General features: G+C 69.7%; 11 protein-coding genes. 9 read left to right on the top strand and 2 right to left on the bottom strand.

Annotated elements, in window-relative coordinates; genetic code table 11:
• Positions 1-290 precede the first annotated feature (290 nt).
• From CCN51_RS41715 to yicI, 7 genes are all read left to right on the top strand, one after another.
• Positions 291-1886 carry a PucR family transcriptional regulator gene (locus tag CCN51_RS41715; RefSeq protein WP_014173191.1) on the top strand — a complete coding sequence of 532 codons (1596 nt, stop codon included), beginning with the start codon at positions 291-293 and terminating at the stop codon, positions 1884-1886.
• 127 nt (positions 1887-2013) lie between these two features.
• Complete coding sequence (locus tag CCN51_RS41710; protein ID WP_043486028.1) at positions 2014-3087, top strand: LacI family DNA-binding transcriptional regulator; 1074 nt, start codon at positions 2014-2016, stop codon at positions 3085-3087.
• Positions 3088-3330: 243 nt separating this feature from the next.
• Positions 3331-4563: a sugar ABC transporter substrate-binding protein gene (locus CCN51_RS41705; protein ID WP_014173189.1), complete on the top strand. Its 1233-nt coding sequence runs from the start codon at positions 3331-3333 to the stop codon at positions 4561-4563.
• Between the two features lie 9 nt (positions 4564-4572).
• Complete coding sequence (locus CCN51_RS41700) at positions 4573-5526, top strand: carbohydrate ABC transporter permease (RefSeq protein ID WP_014173188.1); 954 nt, start codon at positions 4573-4575, stop codon at positions 5524-5526.
• Between the two features lie 5 nt (positions 5527-5531).
• The gene (locus CCN51_RS41695; protein ID WP_043486026.1) at positions 5532-6347 is read left to right on the top strand and encodes a carbohydrate ABC transporter permease; all 816 of its coding nucleotides are present in this window, start codon (positions 5532-5534) and stop codon (positions 6345-6347) included.
• A 40-nt stretch (positions 6348-6387) separates the two neighbouring features.
• The gene (locus tag CCN51_RS41690; RefSeq protein ID WP_014173186.1) at positions 6388-7806 is read left to right on the top strand and encodes a GH1 family beta-glucosidase; all 1419 of its coding nucleotides are present in this window, start codon (positions 6388-6390) and stop codon (positions 7804-7806) included.
• Between the two features lies 1 nt (position 7807).
• Positions 7808-10129, top strand: coding sequence for an alpha-xylosidase (gene yicI, locus CCN51_RS41685; protein WP_014173185.1), 2322 nt, complete (start codon positions 7808-7810; stop codon positions 10127-10129).
• Here yicI and CCN51_RS41680 read toward each other — a convergent pair.
• The gene (locus tag CCN51_RS41680; RefSeq protein ID WP_014173184.1) at positions 10126-11457 is read right to left on the bottom strand and encodes a helix-turn-helix domain-containing protein; all 1332 of its coding nucleotides are present in this window, start codon (positions 11455-11457) and stop codon (positions 10126-10128) included. The genes yicI and CCN51_RS41680 overlap by 4 nt on opposite strands.
• Positions 11458-11654: 197 nt before the next feature.
• Between CCN51_RS41680 and CCN51_RS41675 the strand changes: the two genes are divergently transcribed.
• Together CCN51_RS41675 and CCN51_RS41670 are read left to right on the top strand one after the other, a co-directional pair.
• Positions 11655-12353 (top strand): DUF4232 domain-containing protein, encoded by a 699-nt coding sequence (locus CCN51_RS41675; RefSeq protein ID WP_086860763.1) that lies wholly within the window; start codon positions 11655-11657, stop codon positions 12351-12353.
• Positions 12354-12435: 82 nt separating this feature from the next.
• Positions 12436-13110: a TetR/AcrR family transcriptional regulator gene (locus CCN51_RS41670; protein WP_014173182.1), complete on the top strand. Its 675-nt coding sequence runs from the start codon at positions 12436-12438 to the stop codon at positions 13108-13110.
• 51 nt (positions 13111-13161) lie between these two features.
• Here CCN51_RS41670 and CCN51_RS41665 read toward each other — a convergent pair.
• Positions 13162-15040: AAA family ATPase (locus tag CCN51_RS41665; protein WP_143676060.1), on the bottom strand; the 1879-nt coding region annotated here is incomplete at its 5' end.

The raw sequence follows: 15040 nt of genomic DNA, 5'->3' as shown, positions 1-15040 counted from the left end.
AGGCGGCCGCGGCCGCCTCGATCACCGCATGGCAGTCCTCCACATGGGCCAGGGCCACCTCGCCCGTCACCGCGCCGGTCGCGGGATTGGTCACGGCGGCGGTACGGCCGCTGGTGCCGGGGAAAGCCTTGTTGTTCGCCCAATGGCCGATACGTGACAGATCGCTGGTCGCCACTGATTTCTCGCCCTCGCTCGGTCGTACCCGACGCTGTCGGTCTGATGTGGTGAGGCTGCCAGAGCCCGGGCCGACAGACTGTAAAAGTGTCCGGCCGACTGTTTACACTTCGGCAATGCAGCTGACGATCCGGGAAGTCCTCGCGCTGCCCGTCATGGCCGCGGGCCGGCCGCGGGTCATCGGCGGCCGGGATCACCTCGACCGACCGGTCCGCTGGGTCCACATCAGCGATCTCACCGACCTCACCGATCTGCTCGAGGGCGGTGAACTCGTCCTGACCACCGGTCTGCCCCTGTCCGGCGGTGCCCGTGAGGCGTCCGCCTACCTGACCATGCTGGCCGAGCAGGACGTGGCGGGACTCGTCATCGAACTGGGCACCCACCTCAAGGCGGTGCCCGACTATCTGGGGACCCTGGCCGACTCGGTCCGGCTCCCGGTGGTGGTCCTGTCCGCCACGATCCGCTTCATCGAGGTCACCCAGCAGGTACACCGGCTGATCGTGGCGGACCAGTACGACGAGGTGGAATTCGCCCGGACCACCCACGAGGTCTTCACCTCGCTCAACATCGCCCGCGCCTCCACCACGGACATCGTGACGCGCGCGGCACAGACCCTGGGCGCCCCCCTGGTACTGGAAGATCTCGGCCGGCATGTGCTGGCCTTCTGCGCGGTGGACACCCCGACGGCGCAACTGCTGTACCAGTGGGCCGAACGATCACGCCTCCACGCCTCGGCGGACACCCCCACCGGTTCGGCCTGGTCGGCCGTCTCGGTGGGCGTCGGCTCCGAACGATGGGGCCGACTCGTCCTGCCCGCCCGCACACCGAACGCGTCCCGCGCACGCATGGTCCTCGAACGCGCCGCACAGTCCCTGCAGCTGCACCGGATGATCCAACAGGAGCGCGACGCCCTCGTCGTCCACGCACACGGTGGCCTCCTGGACGACCTGCGGGGCGGCCGGATCAACGACGGCGCCGAGGCCCTGGCACGGGCGAGCGCCCTCGGCCTCACCCCGAGCACCCACTATGTGCCGCTGTCCGTGCGGGTCCCCGGGCGGCCCGACACCGACGCACTGACCCAGGGCGAAGTCGACCGCCGCCTGCTGACCGCCGTGCGTCAGGCGGTCGCCGCCGCCGGTCAGAGCGCGATCGTCGCCATCCGCCGGGAAGGAACCGTCTCGGCGATCATGTCGTGTTCCCCCAAAGGCGCCGACAGCGCGCTGAGCGCCGTATGCCGCGGGCTGCGCGAGCGGCTGACCGGACGAGGCGGCACGGACGGCTGGGCCGCCGGCACCGCACCCGCCTCCCCGAGCCTCATCGCGGCGGCCCAGGGCATCACCGAGGCGGAACACGTGGCCGACGTGGGGCTGACCATGCCGGAGACCAACCGCCTCTACCGGTCGACCGACGTACGCCTGCGCGGGCTCGTCGCCCTCCTCCGCAACGACCACCGCGTCCAGGCATTCGCCGAGACCGAACTGGGCCGCCTCCTCGACCACGACGCCCGCACGGGCGACAACCTCTTGACCCTGCTGCGCACCCACCTCGACTGCGCGGGCTCCAAGACGCACACCGCCCGGCTGACCGGCCTGAGCCGCCCCACCCTCTACAGCCGCCTGCGGACCATCGAACGCATCCTTGACGTCTCACTGGAGTCCGCCGAATCACGGACCTCGCTCCACACCGCCCTCATGATCGTCGACGCCCGCTGACCCGACACCCGGTGTCGGCCGGATTCGCAGCTGAGGCGGCACATATATGCAGGTGAGGCGTCGCATATATGATGGCGTTTGCCGCTCGGGCCTTCGTCGTCGTGCCCGCATCACCGAGGGGTCGAGGTTGCCTACCATCAGGGATGTCGCCCAGCATGCAGGGGTCGCGCCGAGCACCGTCTCCTACGTGTTCAACGGCTCCCGGCCCATTTCCGATGAGACGCGCCGACGCGTGCAGGAGGCCGTGGACGCACTCGGGTATCACCCGCGGGCCAGCGCCCGGACCCTGCGCAGCAGCCGCACCCATGTGATCGCTCTCGCTCTGCCCCGCCCGGCCGGTCAGCGGAACGCTGTGGACGGCCCTTTCGCGATAGAGGTCAGCGACGCGGCCGTGAGACTCGGCTACGACCTGCTGCTCACCACGTCCCAGGACAAGGCCGAGGGGCTGCGCCGCGTGGCACTGAGCGGCCTTGCCGACGCGGCGGTGCTGATGGCCGTCGATATGGAGGACGCCCGGATCGATGTCGTGCGGGAGCTGGCCTTTCCCGCCGCGCTCATCGGGCGGCCGGCCGACGAGGACGCCCTGCCGTGGACCGACCTGGACTGGGAGGAGGCCGCCGCCCTGGTGGTGTCCGAGCTGGCCGCCGCGGGACACCGCGAGATGGTGTACCTCGCACCCACCGAAGCGGAAGTGGTGGCCAGGCGCAGTTACGCGCTCCGGGGTATCGCCGGTGCGACCCGTGGTGCCCGGAGCACCGGCGCCGCCGTCACGGTGGCCCATGCGGTGGACGATCCGGCCGGACTGGCCCGCCGGCTCCGGGTGCTGCTCACGGAGCGCGCGGACGGCGGAGCGGGCGGACGGCCGACCGCGCTGATCGTGCAGCACCCCTCCGCGCATCACCACATCCTGACGTCCGTGACCGATGCCGGGCTCCGTATACCCGAGGATCTGACCGTCGTGGTGATCGGCGCCCTGCCCGGAGATCCGGCCGGCCGTCGGCTGCCTCGTGTCGAACTGCCGGTGGAAACGCTGGCCGGCGAGGTGACCCGGCTCGCCGTGGCCGCGGCCACGGCGCTGCACGAGACCGCCGCGGGGGATGTGGAGGCCGGTCCCCGGCTGCTCGCCGACGCCGTCGGCCATCTGCTGATCGCCCCGGCCCTGCTGCCGGGGGACATGCCGCTCACCGCCCCGCGGGCCTGAACTCCGCAAGCTTTCCCCGCGCGCCTGCCTCGCCGGATCCCGTGGGCCGGCCCGGCGCAGCCGTGGCTGTTTTCTTCTCCGGAGACTCTTGTCGCCATCGGATACCTGCCCTTAACATCGCTGCAGTCCACTTCGTCGAATCGATTCGACGCGATGTTCCGGCGTACTGGCCACCGCGGAACACCGACCTCGTACGACCCCTCTCTCCTTGCAGAGCCGCAGCCCGAACCGAGAGACACCCACATGCCATTGCTTCGCCGCCGCCCGCCGGCGCCGGTCCTGCTCCTGACCCTCCTTGTGGCCTCGGCCGGCCTCACCGGGTGTGCGCGGGAGGCCGACCCCAACACCATCACGGTGCTGAACTCCGCCACGGACAAGCACGAGCACGACCAGCAGCAGAAGTTCTTCGACCGGTGTGCCGAGCCCCTCGGGGTGAAGGTCGAGCAGACCAGTGTTCCCGCCGCCCAAGTGGCGACCAAGGCGCTGCGGATGGCGTCGTCGCACTCGATGACCGACATCCTGGAGCTGGACGGATCGGAGCTGCCGCAGTTCGCGGACACCGGTGGTCTGGTCCCGCTGAAGACGGCGGGCGTGGCGGTGGACGGGCTCTCGCCAGGGGCCGTGAGCATGGGGAGTTTCAAGGGCACCGCGTACGGCATCGCCCGCTCGGTCAACACCCTGGCGCTGTTCTACAACACGGACGTGCTGAAGGAGGCGGGGGTGACACCGCCCGCCACATGGGACGAGCTGAAGGTGGCGGCCAAGAAGCTCACCCGGGGCAAGATGTTCGGGATGGCTTTCAGCGCGACACCCGACGCCGACGGGGTGTACCAGTTCCTTCCCTTCTTCTGGTCCGCGGGCGGCGACGAGGCCCGCATCGACAACGGCAAGGGCGAACAGGCGGTCCAGCTGTGGAAGGACCTGGTCACCGACCGGTCCGCGTCAAGCGCCGTGGTCACCTGGAACCAGCAGGATGTCAACGATCAGTTCATCGCGGGCCGGACGGCCATGATGGTCAACGGCCCTTGGCAGGTTCCCGTGCTCAGCCAGCACAAGTCCCTGCACTGGGCGGTCACCACCATCCCGGTGCCCGTGGCCGGCAAGGCTCCGGTGGCGCCGATGGGCGGAACCGTGATGACCCTGCCCCGTACCGGCGACACCGGGCGCCAGGCCACCGCCGCCAAGATCCTCAACTGCCTGAACGAGCGACGGAACCAGGTGGGCTGGGGTGCGGGCGTGAACAACATCCCCACCAGGGCCTCCGCCGCCGCCGAGTACAAGGCCGACAATCCGAAGCTCGCGGGCTTCGCCGACACCGTCGCCACCGCCCGTTCCCGTACCGCCAAGGTCGGCGCCCGGTGGCCGGCCGTCTCCAGCGCCCTGGCGGGCGCCTTCCAGTCTGTACTGACCGGTAGCTCCTCGCCCGAAGCGGCGCTGAAGCGTGCCCAGTCGCAGGCCACGGCCGGCGGAGAGTGAGGAGCCTTCATGAGTACCACCACTGCCGTGCCCGCCAAGTCCGTGGCGGCGAGCCCCGCGGTCCCGGGTCGGCGAGCGTCCCGCGCCGCGCTGACACGCTGGCTCTTCGTGGCGCCCGCCGTGCTCTACATGCTGGCCTTCTTCGGATATCCGCTCGTACGCAACGTCGTCATGAGCTTCCAGCACTACACACCGCGTACCTTCTTCACCGGCGAGGCACCGTTCAACGGCCTCGACAACTGGACCGCGGTGTTCGGCAATGAGCTGTTCACCGAATCCCTCTGGCACACGGCCGTCTTCACACTGGGCTCACTGTTGGGTCAGTTCGTGCTCGGCCTGGCGCTGGCCGTGTTCTTCTCCCGGCGCTTCAGGCTGTCCGGCTTCGCCCGCGCGGTGCTGCTGCTTCCGTGGCTCATCCCGATGGTCGTCTCGTCGGTCGTCTGGCGGAAACTTCTCGACCAGGACACCGGGGTGCTCAACACCCTGCTGATGAACCTGCACCTCACCTCGGAGCCGGTGCCCTGGCTGAGCAGCCCGAGCGTCGCCCTGCTGTCGGCGATCCTGGTCAACATCTGGGTCGGCATCCCGTTCAACATGGTGATCCTCTACGGCGGGCTTCAGGAGATCCCGCGCGAGATGTACGAGGCCGCCTCGCTGGACGGCGCCGGTCCCTGGCGTACGTTCCGCAGCATCACGCTGCCGCAGTTGCGGCCGGTGATCACGGTGGTCCTGGTCCTCGGTTTTATGTCGACGATCAAGATCCTGGACCTGATCCTCGCGCTGACCGGCGGCGGACCGGCCGACTCCACACAGACTCTGGGCACCGCCACCTACCAACTGTCCTTCCAGCAGCTCGACTTCGGTCAGGGCGCGGTGGTCGGCAACGTCCTCATCCTCATCAGCGCGGTGTTCGCCGTGTTCTATCTCCGGGCCAACCGGTCCGACTTCGGTCAGGGGAAGTGATCGCCATGCCCGCCCGCACCCTGCGACGGGGCAGTAACACCGTCATCGCGCTGGTCGTTCTGGCCATTCTGCTCTTCCCCCTGTACTGGATGCTCAACATCGCCCTTCAGCCGGGCGAAAGTCTCGCCTCGACCAGCTGGTTCCCCACCTCGCCGGGCTGGTCGAACTTCGAGCGGGCGCTGGACAGCCAGGGCGGCTCACTCGTGACCAGCCTGGTCGTCGCGCTCGGCGCGGTCGTGGTCTGTCTCGCGATGGCCGCGCCCGCCGCCTACGGCCTGGCCCAGCTCGGCCTGAGGGGCGGCCGGTCCATCGTGTTCGGCACCCTGATCACCCAGATGGTGCCCGGTATCGTGATCGCCAACGCGCTCTACAGCGCCTATGTCGACCTGCACCTGGTCAACTCGCTCCCCGGGCTGATCCTGGCCGACGCCTCGCTCGGACTGCCGTTCTCCATCGTGCTGCTGAGGGCGTTCATGGTGTCCATCCCGAAGGAGATCGTGGAAGCGGCGATGGTCGACGGGGCGAACCGATTCACCGCCTTCGTCCGCATCGTGCTCCCGATCAGCCGTAACTCGCTCATCACGGCCGGGCTCTTCACCTTCCTCTTCGCCTGGTCCGACTTCATGTTCGCGCTGACGCTCAACACGACGGACGACGTCAAGCCGATCACCCTCAGCATGTACGAGTACATCGGCGCCCACGTCAGCGACTGGGGCGCGGTCATGGCCACGGCCGTCGTCTCCGCCGTCCCGGCGGCGATCCTGCTGATACTGGCCCAGAAGTACGTCGCCGCGGGCATCACCGGCGGTTCGGTCAAGTAGTACGCACACCTCTCAAGACCCGGAAGGTCCGCAATACAGCATGAGCAGCACCTCACCTCACGCACCGGACACCGCGCGGTTTCCCGTCCTCCCGCCCGGCTTCGTCTTCGGGACCGCGACGGCGAGCTACCAGATCGAGGGCGCGCACGACGAGGACGGCCGCGGACCGTCGATCTGGGACACCTTCAGCCACGCTCCCGGCCGCACCGCGGGCGGTGCCACCGGTGACATCGCATGCGACCACTACCACCGCTATCGGGAGGACGTCGAACTGCTGCGCCGACTCGGTGTCGACTCCTACCGCTTCTCCGTCGCCTGGCCACGGATCCAGCCGCGGGGCACCGGCCCGGCCAATGCGAAGGGGCTGGACTTCTACGACCGGCTCACCGACGCGCTCCTCGAAGCCGGTGTCTCCCCGGCCGTCACGCTCTACCACTGGGACCTGCCGCAGGCGCTGGAGGACCGGGGCGGCTGGCGGGTCCGGGAGACCGCCGAAGCCTTCGCCGAGTACACCCGGCTGGTGGTGGAGCGACTGGGCGACCGGGTGGGCCGGTGGATCACCCTCAACGAGCCCTTCTGCTCCGCTTTCGTGGGATACGGGGAAGGACGGCACGCTCCTGGCGCCCGCGAAGGCACCGGAGCCCTGGCCGCCGCGCACCACCTGCTGCTCGCTCATGGGAACGCGGTGCGGGTCCTGCGTGAGGCCGGCGCCTCCCAGGTCGGCATCACACTGAATCTCGACCGTATTCACGCGGCCAGTTCCTCCCCGGCCGACCTGGCCGCCCTGCGCCGCGCCGAGACGCTGCACAACGAGGTCTGGACGGAGCCGCTGTTCAACAGCCGGTATCCCACCGGTGAGGCGGAAACCTGGGGCGAGCTGGCCGACGGCTCGTACCGGCGCGACGGTGACCTGGACACCATCGGCACACCACTGGATTTCGTGGGGCTGAACTTCTACCGCCCGCTGACCGTCTCCGACGCACCGTACGCGGAGGCCCACGCGTCCCGGCGTACCGCGATGGACATCCGGGTCGCCGAGAGCGACCCGTACGGCACCCGGCACACCACCATGGGCTGGCCCGTCGTCCCCGCGGCCTTCACCGAGTTGCTGGTGGACCTGTCCGCGCGGTACCCGAACCTGCCGCCCGTCTACATCACGGAAAACGGTTCCGCCGAGGCCGACACCGTCTCGCCGGACGGAGCTGTGCGGGACACCGACCGGGTGGCCTACCTGCGCGACCATCTGGCGGCCGTGTCCGCCGCCATCGACGCGGGAGTGGACGTCCGCGGCTACTACTGCTGGTCGCTGCTGGACAACTTCGAGTGGGCCCGGGGCTACGGTCAGCGCTTCGGGATCGTACGGGTCGACTACGAGACCCAGGAACGTACGCCCAAGGACAGCTACCACTGGTTCCGCGAGCTGATCACCGTCAACCGCGCGTCCACGCAGGAGCACTGAGATGAAGTTCACCGACGGCTATTGGCAGCTGCGGCCGGGCGTGACGGCCCGCTATGCCACCTCCGTCGCCGACGTGGACGTCGCCGACGACCGTTTCACCCTCTACGCGCCGGTCACCCGCATCCGGCACCGCGGCGACACGCTCAACGGCCCGCTGGTGACCGTGGAGGCGTGGTCACCCGCCGAGGGCATCATCGGCGTACGGCTGTGGCACCACGGCGGCACGCGCCCCCGAACCCCGGCGTTCACCCTTAACCCCGACCCGGACGGTGGGCATGCGAAGACCGCCTCCGAAGGCTCGACGGTCGAGCTCGTTTCGGGCGCGCTGTCCCTCAAAGCCGACACCGAGGGCTCCTGCAACCTCAGCTTTGTCTCCGGCGGCAAGGTCATCACCTCGCTCGGCCCCCGCGACCTGGGGTTTGTCACCGACGCCGACGACCGCCACCACATGCTGGCGAAGATGTCGCTCGGCGTCGGCGAGACCGTGTACGGCCTCGGCGAGCGCTTCACCCCGTTCACCAAGAACGGCCAGAGCGTGGACATCTGGCAGGCCGACGGTGGCACCAGCAGTGAACAGGCATACAAGAACGTGCCGTTCCACCTGAGCAACCGTGGTTACGGTGTTTTCGTCAACCACCCGGGCAACGTTTCCTACGAGATCGGCTCCGAGAACGTCGGCCGGGTCCAGTTCAGCGTGGAGGACCAGTCCCTCGAGTTCTTCGTCATCGCCGGACCCGCCCCGAAGGACGTACTACGCCGCTACACGGGTCTCACCGGCCGGCCCGCGCTGCCGCCGGACTGGTCGTTCGGGCTGTGGCTGTCGACCTCCTTCACCACCTCCTACGACGAGGAGACGGTGGCCCGGTTCGTGGCGGGCATGGCCGAGCGGGACATCCCGCTCAGCGTCTTCCACTTCGACTGCTTCTGGATGCGGGAGTACCAGTGGTCCGACTTCGTCTGGGACCCGGAGGTCTTCCCGGACCCCGAAGGGATGCTGTACCGGTTGAAGGAGCGGGGGCTGCGCGTCTGCGTCTGGATCAATCCGTACATCGCGCAGAAGTCCCACCTGTTCGCCGAGGGCATGGCAGCCGGCTATCTGCTGAAGCGGCCGGACGGTGACGTCTGGCAATGGGACAAGTGGCAGGCCGGGATGGGCATGGTGGACTTCACCAATCCCGCCGCCCGCGAGTGGTACGCAGCCAAGCTGCGACACCTCCTCGGCCAGGGAGTGGACGCCTTCAAGACCGATTTCGGTGAGCGGGTGCCGACCGAAGACATCGTCTGGTTCGACGGCTCGGACCCGGAGCGGATGCACAACTACTACACCCAGCTCTACAACGAGACGGTCTTCGACCTGCTGGTCGAAGAGCGCGGCGAGGGCGAGGCGGTGCTCTTCGCCCGTTCCGCCACCGCCGGCGGCCAGCGCATGCCGGTCCACTGGGGTGGCGACTGCGAGTCGACGTTCGAGGCGATGGCCGAGTCGCTGCGCGGCGGCCTGTCCCTCGGCCTGTCCGGCTTCGGCTTCTGGAGCCACGACATCGGCGGATTCGAGGGCACTCCGCCGCCGGCCGTCTTCAAGCGCTGGGTGCAGTTCGGCCTGCTCTCCTCGCACAGTCGGCTGCACGGCAGCAAGTCCTACCGTGTGCCGTGGGACTACGGCGAGGAGGCGGTCGAGGTCACCCGTGACTTCACCCGGCTGAAGCACCGGCTGATGCCGTATCTCTTCCACGCGGCGGTCGAGGCCAAGGAGTCCGGCACGCCGGTGATGCGGGCGATGCTGCTGGAATTCCCCGAGGACCCGGGCACCCACTCGCTCGACCGGCAGTACATGCTCGGCGCCGATCTGCTGGTGGCCCCCGTCTTCAGCGAAGACGGCACGGTCGAGTACTACGTACCGGAGGGCATCTGGACCAATGTGCTCACCGGCGAGCGGGTCAGCGGTCCGGGCTGGAGGCGCGAGCGGCATGGTTTCCATACGCTGCCGCTGCTGGCCCGGCCGGGCTCGGTGATCCCCTTCGGCGCGGTGGACGACGGCCCGCGATCCGACTGGGCGGACGGTGTGGCCCTTCATGTGTACCCGGGCGGGGCCGACGGCTCCGTGACCGTCACCACCGTCCCCGCACGGTCAGGCTCTGCGGCCGCCGCGGTCTTCACCGTCCGGCGTTCGGGCGGCGAGACAGTCATCGAGACCGAGAGTGAACTGCCCTGGAACGTCGTGGTCGTGGGGGAGACCCCGGCCGATGACGCTGGGGCGCACCCGGCCGGCGCCCGGTACCAGGCCCCGCCCGGCACCCACCGGGTGATCGTTCCGGCCGCGCCCTAGCCCCCCCGCTTGGTCCACTCGTTGCTGCCCGGCTGGTAGTTGTAGCCGGGGCGGCCGGCGTTGGCGCTGGTGCGGAACGAGGTGCCGTTGTTGTTGATGTGCAGGGTGCCGTGGCGGTCGCCGCTGGACCAGTCCAGGGCGAGGTCCCAGCGGACGTCGTGCCCTCTGGTGTGGGCGGTGACGTAGAAGACTTCCGGGTTGGACTCGCTGACCTTGTACGGGAAGTCGCGCTGGCCGTTCTTGACGGTGACGGTGGGGCTGCCGTCGTCGAGATCGACGTCGAACGACTCGGGTTTGACAACGGCACCGCCGCCGCCGCAGACGACACCCATTCCGTAGTCGTTCCAGGCGAGCGGGGCGCCCTTCGCGGTGACGCGTACGTGCAGCGCCTCCAGGACGACGGTGTCCTTCCCGGTGCCCTGCACGGACAGGGCGATGCGCTGATTCCCCGCGGGGACCGCGCCGTACGCGGCGGCCCAGCGGGGCGCGTCCTGCTCGACGGCGGGCGGGCCGACCTGTTCGGGCTCGCTGTCGACGAGGAAGTGCTGATTGCACGGGTTGTCGTAGACGTAGGGCCGGGCGGTGACCTTGACGGGTACGGCGTCGGAGCGCTCGGTGGTGACCCCGCCGGTGTGCTCGGCGGACTTCGACGCCGAGGGTTTGCCGTTCTTCGCACGCTGGGACGGGGACGAGGAGCCCGAGGCGGGCGGGCTTGTGTCGTCCGTCGGGCTTGTGCCGTCCGCCGGGAGGGTGACGCTGGACACGGTGGTGTCCCCGGCGGGTATCCGTTCGTCGTCTTCGGAGAGAATCGCGGTGAGCGTGACGGTTGCCAGAGCGGCGGCCGCGGCGACGGAGGCGATGAGCGCGGTCTGGCGCCGGCGGGAGCGCGCGGGGGCGGACGGCGTGGCGCCGCTGACGACTGGCTCGTCACTCTCACTTGGTTTGCGGGGTTCGCTGCCGGTGGATCCCGGCGCCATTTTCTCCGATCCCGACCCGCCCGGCCCCGCTCCCTCCGGCTCTGTTCCGTCCGGACCCGGCCCCCTGCGCACCCGCGCCGCGTCCGCCAGAATCCACCTCCGGTGCAGCTCGACCAGCTCCTCGCCGGTCGCCCGGCACACCCGGGCGAGCCGCTCAACCGGCGCATAGTCGTTCGGCACCGCGCGGCCGTTGCAGTAGCGGTGCAGCGTCGAGGTGCTCATGTCCAGCCGCTTGGCAAGTGCCCCGTAGCTCAGCCCCGAGCGTTCCTTGAGTCTCCGCAGCAGCTCCGCGAACGCTTCCGCATCCTCGGTGGGCCCGGTCGCTCCGGTGCCCCCTATCGACCCTGACACCGTTCCTCCCCATGTCCCACGTGGCCCGCCGCGTCCCATTCCCGCATTCCAGGCTCCTTACATCTCTCCTGGTCAAGGCCCGTTTCCGCGTCCCACCGTATCTAATTGCCCGCCATTCGTGGCGGCTGGGATGGATCACCCCACACACTCCGGTCATCCAAGCACCCCCCGCTGCACCACAGAAGGGCGCCACCCACATGTCCAGTGTCCGGGACACCCGCATCCGCCTGTTGACCGCCACCGCAGCTGTCGCGATCGCCGCTCTCTCCCTGACCGCGTGCAGCGACGGGTCGGGTGAGCATGACGAGGGCTCGTCGGCAGGCGGCTCCTCGACCGGCTCGTTCTCCGGTAAGGATGCGAAGTCCAGCGGCGCCGGTTCGGGGCAGGACGGGGACGCGCCCGCGGGGAAGGACTTCGTGGCGGGAGGGAACGGCAAGACCGGCACCGGCGACTCCAGGGCGAGTGGCAACAAGGCCGTTGCCTGCAAGGGCTCCAACACCAAGACGGTCGCGGCTCCCGTGAACAAGCCCGTGAACCACATGCTGCTCACGGTCATCAACACCGGCAGCGCCCCCTGCGACCTCTACGGCTATCCGGCCGCCCGCTTCGGCGAGGCCCAGTCGGTGCCGCCGGTCTACGAGGACTCCAAGCCGCAGGCCGTCGTCACGCTCGCCCCGGGCGAGCCCGGCTACGCCGCCGTGAACCTGTCGGCCACCGACGGCAGCGGCACGAACGGCCACACCGTGAAATCCCTCGCCGTCGCCTTCCAGGACCGCACCGGAGAGGGCACTTCCTGGGTCGCCCACCCGTCTCTGCCCGCCGAGGGCATCTACGTGGACGACTCCCTCTGCGTCACGTACTGGCAGCAGTCGATGGGCGACGCCCTCAGCTGGTAACACCACCGCCGGCCGCGCACCACCGCGCACCGGCTCACTCGGTGACGTCATGCCGCTTGCGAACGGAGAAGGAGAAGAATTGATGAGTGCCATGGCGACGGAGAAGCGCCCTGCGGGAGGGATGAGCGAGCGGCGGCGTACGCGGCTGCGGCTGGAGATCTCCCGGGAGGCGGCGCGCCTGTTCTGGAAGCAGGGTGTGGCGGCGACCAGCGGCGACCAGATCGCCGACGCGGTCGGGTTGTCCACGCGCACCATCTGGCGGCACTTCCGCAGCAAGGAGGCGTGCGCCGAGCCGATCGTCATGCAGGGCGTCGTCACCTTGATGAGCGTGCTGCACAGCTGGCCGAAGGACAGCTCCCTCGAAGACCACCTGGCGGGCGAACTGGTCCGGCTCCAGTACGAGACACGGCCGGTCGATCTGACCGACGAGATGCTGGCGATGAAGATGATCCGGCTCGCCGACACCGAACCGGCGCTCCGCACGGCCTGGCTGATGGCCTGTGACCAGACCGAACAGCAGCTGCGCGTGATCATCGGCGACCGGCTGGGGCGCCCGGCCGGCGATCTGGAGGTACGGCTGCACGCCGCGGCCACCGCTGCGGTGGTGCGGGTGCTGGACGAGCAGATCGGCGTCGCCTTCCTCGCCGACGCCGGCGCCGGCGCCACGGAACTGACCGAGGTGAAGGCCGCCGCCGGGCGGTTCGCCCACGCGATCCGCGCGGCCACCGGCGGGGCCGTCGGCGACCCCATCGCCTGACCGAACAGAGATGATTTCGGGCGCTGGCGGGGGCCGGGGTGGCCCCCGCCGTCAGCCCGCCGGTTGCCGGGTGTCCACCGGGAGGTCTTCCGGCAGCAGCAGCCGCAGGTCCTCCAGGCCCGGTGCGGCCATGGGGCCGATCCGCCGGGCCTGCCGCGTCATCATCGCCTCCAGGATCTGGCGGGCCGTACGGGCGTTGCCGAACGAGCGGTCGCGCGGCAGCCCGGCCACGTATTGGAGCAGCGCCTCGACCGTCTCGGGTGCGCAGTCGTAGCCGGAGGCCGTGGCGTGGCGACTCATGATCTCGACCAGTTCGTCCGTGGAGTAGTGCTCGAAGTCCACCGAGCGGGAGAAGCGCGAAGCCAGGCCCGGGTTGGAGGCGAGGAAGCGGGCCATCTCCTCGGTGTAGCCCGCGACGATGACGACGACCTCGTCGCGGTGGTCCTCCATCAGCTTCAGCAGCGTGTCGACAGCCTCGCGGCCGAAGTCGGAGCCGGCGCCCTCGGGGGTGAGGGTGTACGCCTCGTCGATGAACAGCACACCGCCCAGGGCGCGTTCGAAGACCTCCTTGGTGAGCTGTGCGGTGTGGCCCACGTAGCGGCCGACCAGGTCGGCGCGGGCTACTTCCACCAGCTGGCCGGTGGCGAGCACGCCCAGGGAGAGCAGCAGCTCGGCGTAGAGCCGGGCCACGGTGGTCTTGCCGGTTCCGGGCGGGCCCGAGAAGACCAGGTGGTGGCTGATTTTCGGGGTGGGCAGGCCGGCGGCCTGCCGCCGCTTGGTGGCCGACAGCAGGTTGACCAGGTCGGTGACCTCGTGCTTGACGGCCTGCAGGCCGATCATGGCGTCGAGGTCGGCGAGCAGTTCCTCGGAGCTGCGGCCGTCCGCGCCCGCCGCGACCGCCGACTCGTCCGCGATGTCCTCGGGCAGCAGCAGGGAGAGGTCGGCCTCGGCGGGGTTGGCCATGGAGCCGAGCCGAAACGCCTGCCGGTCGATCATCTCCTCGAAGACCTGGCGGGCCGCGCGGCCGTTGCCGAACGTGGCGTCGCGCGGCATCCGCTCGTAGTGCCGGTCGAGAGCGTCCAGGGTGCTCGGGGCCAGCTCGTAGCGGTGCGCCGCGCACATGCTCTCGGTGATGGTCACCAGCTCCTCCACCGAGTAGTTGGCGAACTCGATGGTTCGGGTGAAGCGGGAGGCCAGGCCCGGGTTGGAGGCGAGGAACGAGCTCATCTCGTCGGTGTATCCGGCGGCGATGACGACGACCTCGTCGCGGTGGTCCTCCATCAGCTTCAGCACCGTGTCGATGGCCTCCTTGCCGAAGTCGGCACCGGAGCCCCTGCTGTCGGACAGCAGCGTGTACGCCTCGTCGATGAACAGCACGCCGCCGAGCGCCTCGTTGAACGCCTCGGTGGTCTTGATGGCCGTACCGCCGATGATCTGGGCGACCAGATCGGCGCGGGAGACCTCTACCAGATGCCCGGAGCGCAGCACGCCGAGCTCGGCGAGGATGCCGCCGTAGAGCCGGGCCACGGTGGTCTTGCCGGTGCCGGGCGCGCCGGAGAAGACCAGGTGGCGGCTCATCTGCGGGACGGGCATGCCGAGGCTGGCCCGGCGCTGCGCGAGCTGGTTGACGTTGACCAGGGTGCGCACCTGGTGCTTGACGTCGGCGAGGCCGATCAGCGACTCCAGCTCCGCCAGCGGGCCTTCGGGTTTCTTCTCGCCGGGGCCGGCGGCGGCCTTGCCCTCCTGGGCCAGGTCCCCCGCGGTCTCGCCCCAGGCGTCGGGGGTGATGTTCCCGCTGCTGTTCAGGCCCCGGACGGTGAGGCGCTCGGTCGCGCGGGTCTGCTTCAGGCCCGCGCCGCGGTTGTCGCGCACGGCGCAGTCGGTGAGGGTGACCTGCTCGGAGCTGTCGACGCGGATGCCGTCGCCGACG

The sequence above is a fragment of the Streptomyces milbemycinicus genome, assembly GCF_002154605.1.
GTDB lineage: Bacteria > Actinomycetota > Actinomycetes > Streptomycetales > Streptomycetaceae > Streptomyces > Streptomyces milbemycinicus.
Note: the sequence above shows the minus strand (reverse complement) of the source record. Positions and strands in the feature narration are given on the sequence as shown.

Coding starts and splice junctions, on each gene's coding strand:
- CCN51_RS41715 (WP_014173191.1), top strand. CDS start 291: ATGCAGCTGACGATCCGGGAAGTCCTCGCGCTGCCCGTCATGGCCGCG.
- CCN51_RS41705 (WP_014173189.1), top strand. CDS start 3,331: ATGCCATTGCTTCGCCGCCGCCCGCCGGCGCCGGTCCTGCTCCTGACC.
- CCN51_RS41700 (WP_014173188.1), top strand. CDS start 4,573: ATGAGTACCACCACTGCCGTGCCCGCCAAGTCCGTGGCGGCGAGCCCC.
- CCN51_RS41695 (WP_043486026.1), top strand. CDS start 5,532: ATGCCCGCCCGCACCCTGCGACGGGGCAGTAACACCGTCATCGCGCTG.
- CCN51_RS41690 (WP_014173186.1), top strand. CDS start 6,388: ATGAGCAGCACCTCACCTCACGCACCGGACACCGCGCGGTTTCCCGTC.
- yicI (WP_014173185.1), top strand. CDS start 7,808: ATGAAGTTCACCGACGGCTATTGGCAGCTGCGGCCGGGCGTGACGGCC.
- CCN51_RS41675 (WP_086860763.1), top strand. CDS start 11,655: ATGTCCAGTGTCCGGGACACCCGCATCCGCCTGTTGACCGCCACCGCA.
- CCN51_RS41670 (WP_014173182.1), top strand. CDS start 12,436: ATGAGTGCCATGGCGACGGAGAAGCGCCCTGCGGGAGGGATGAGCGAG.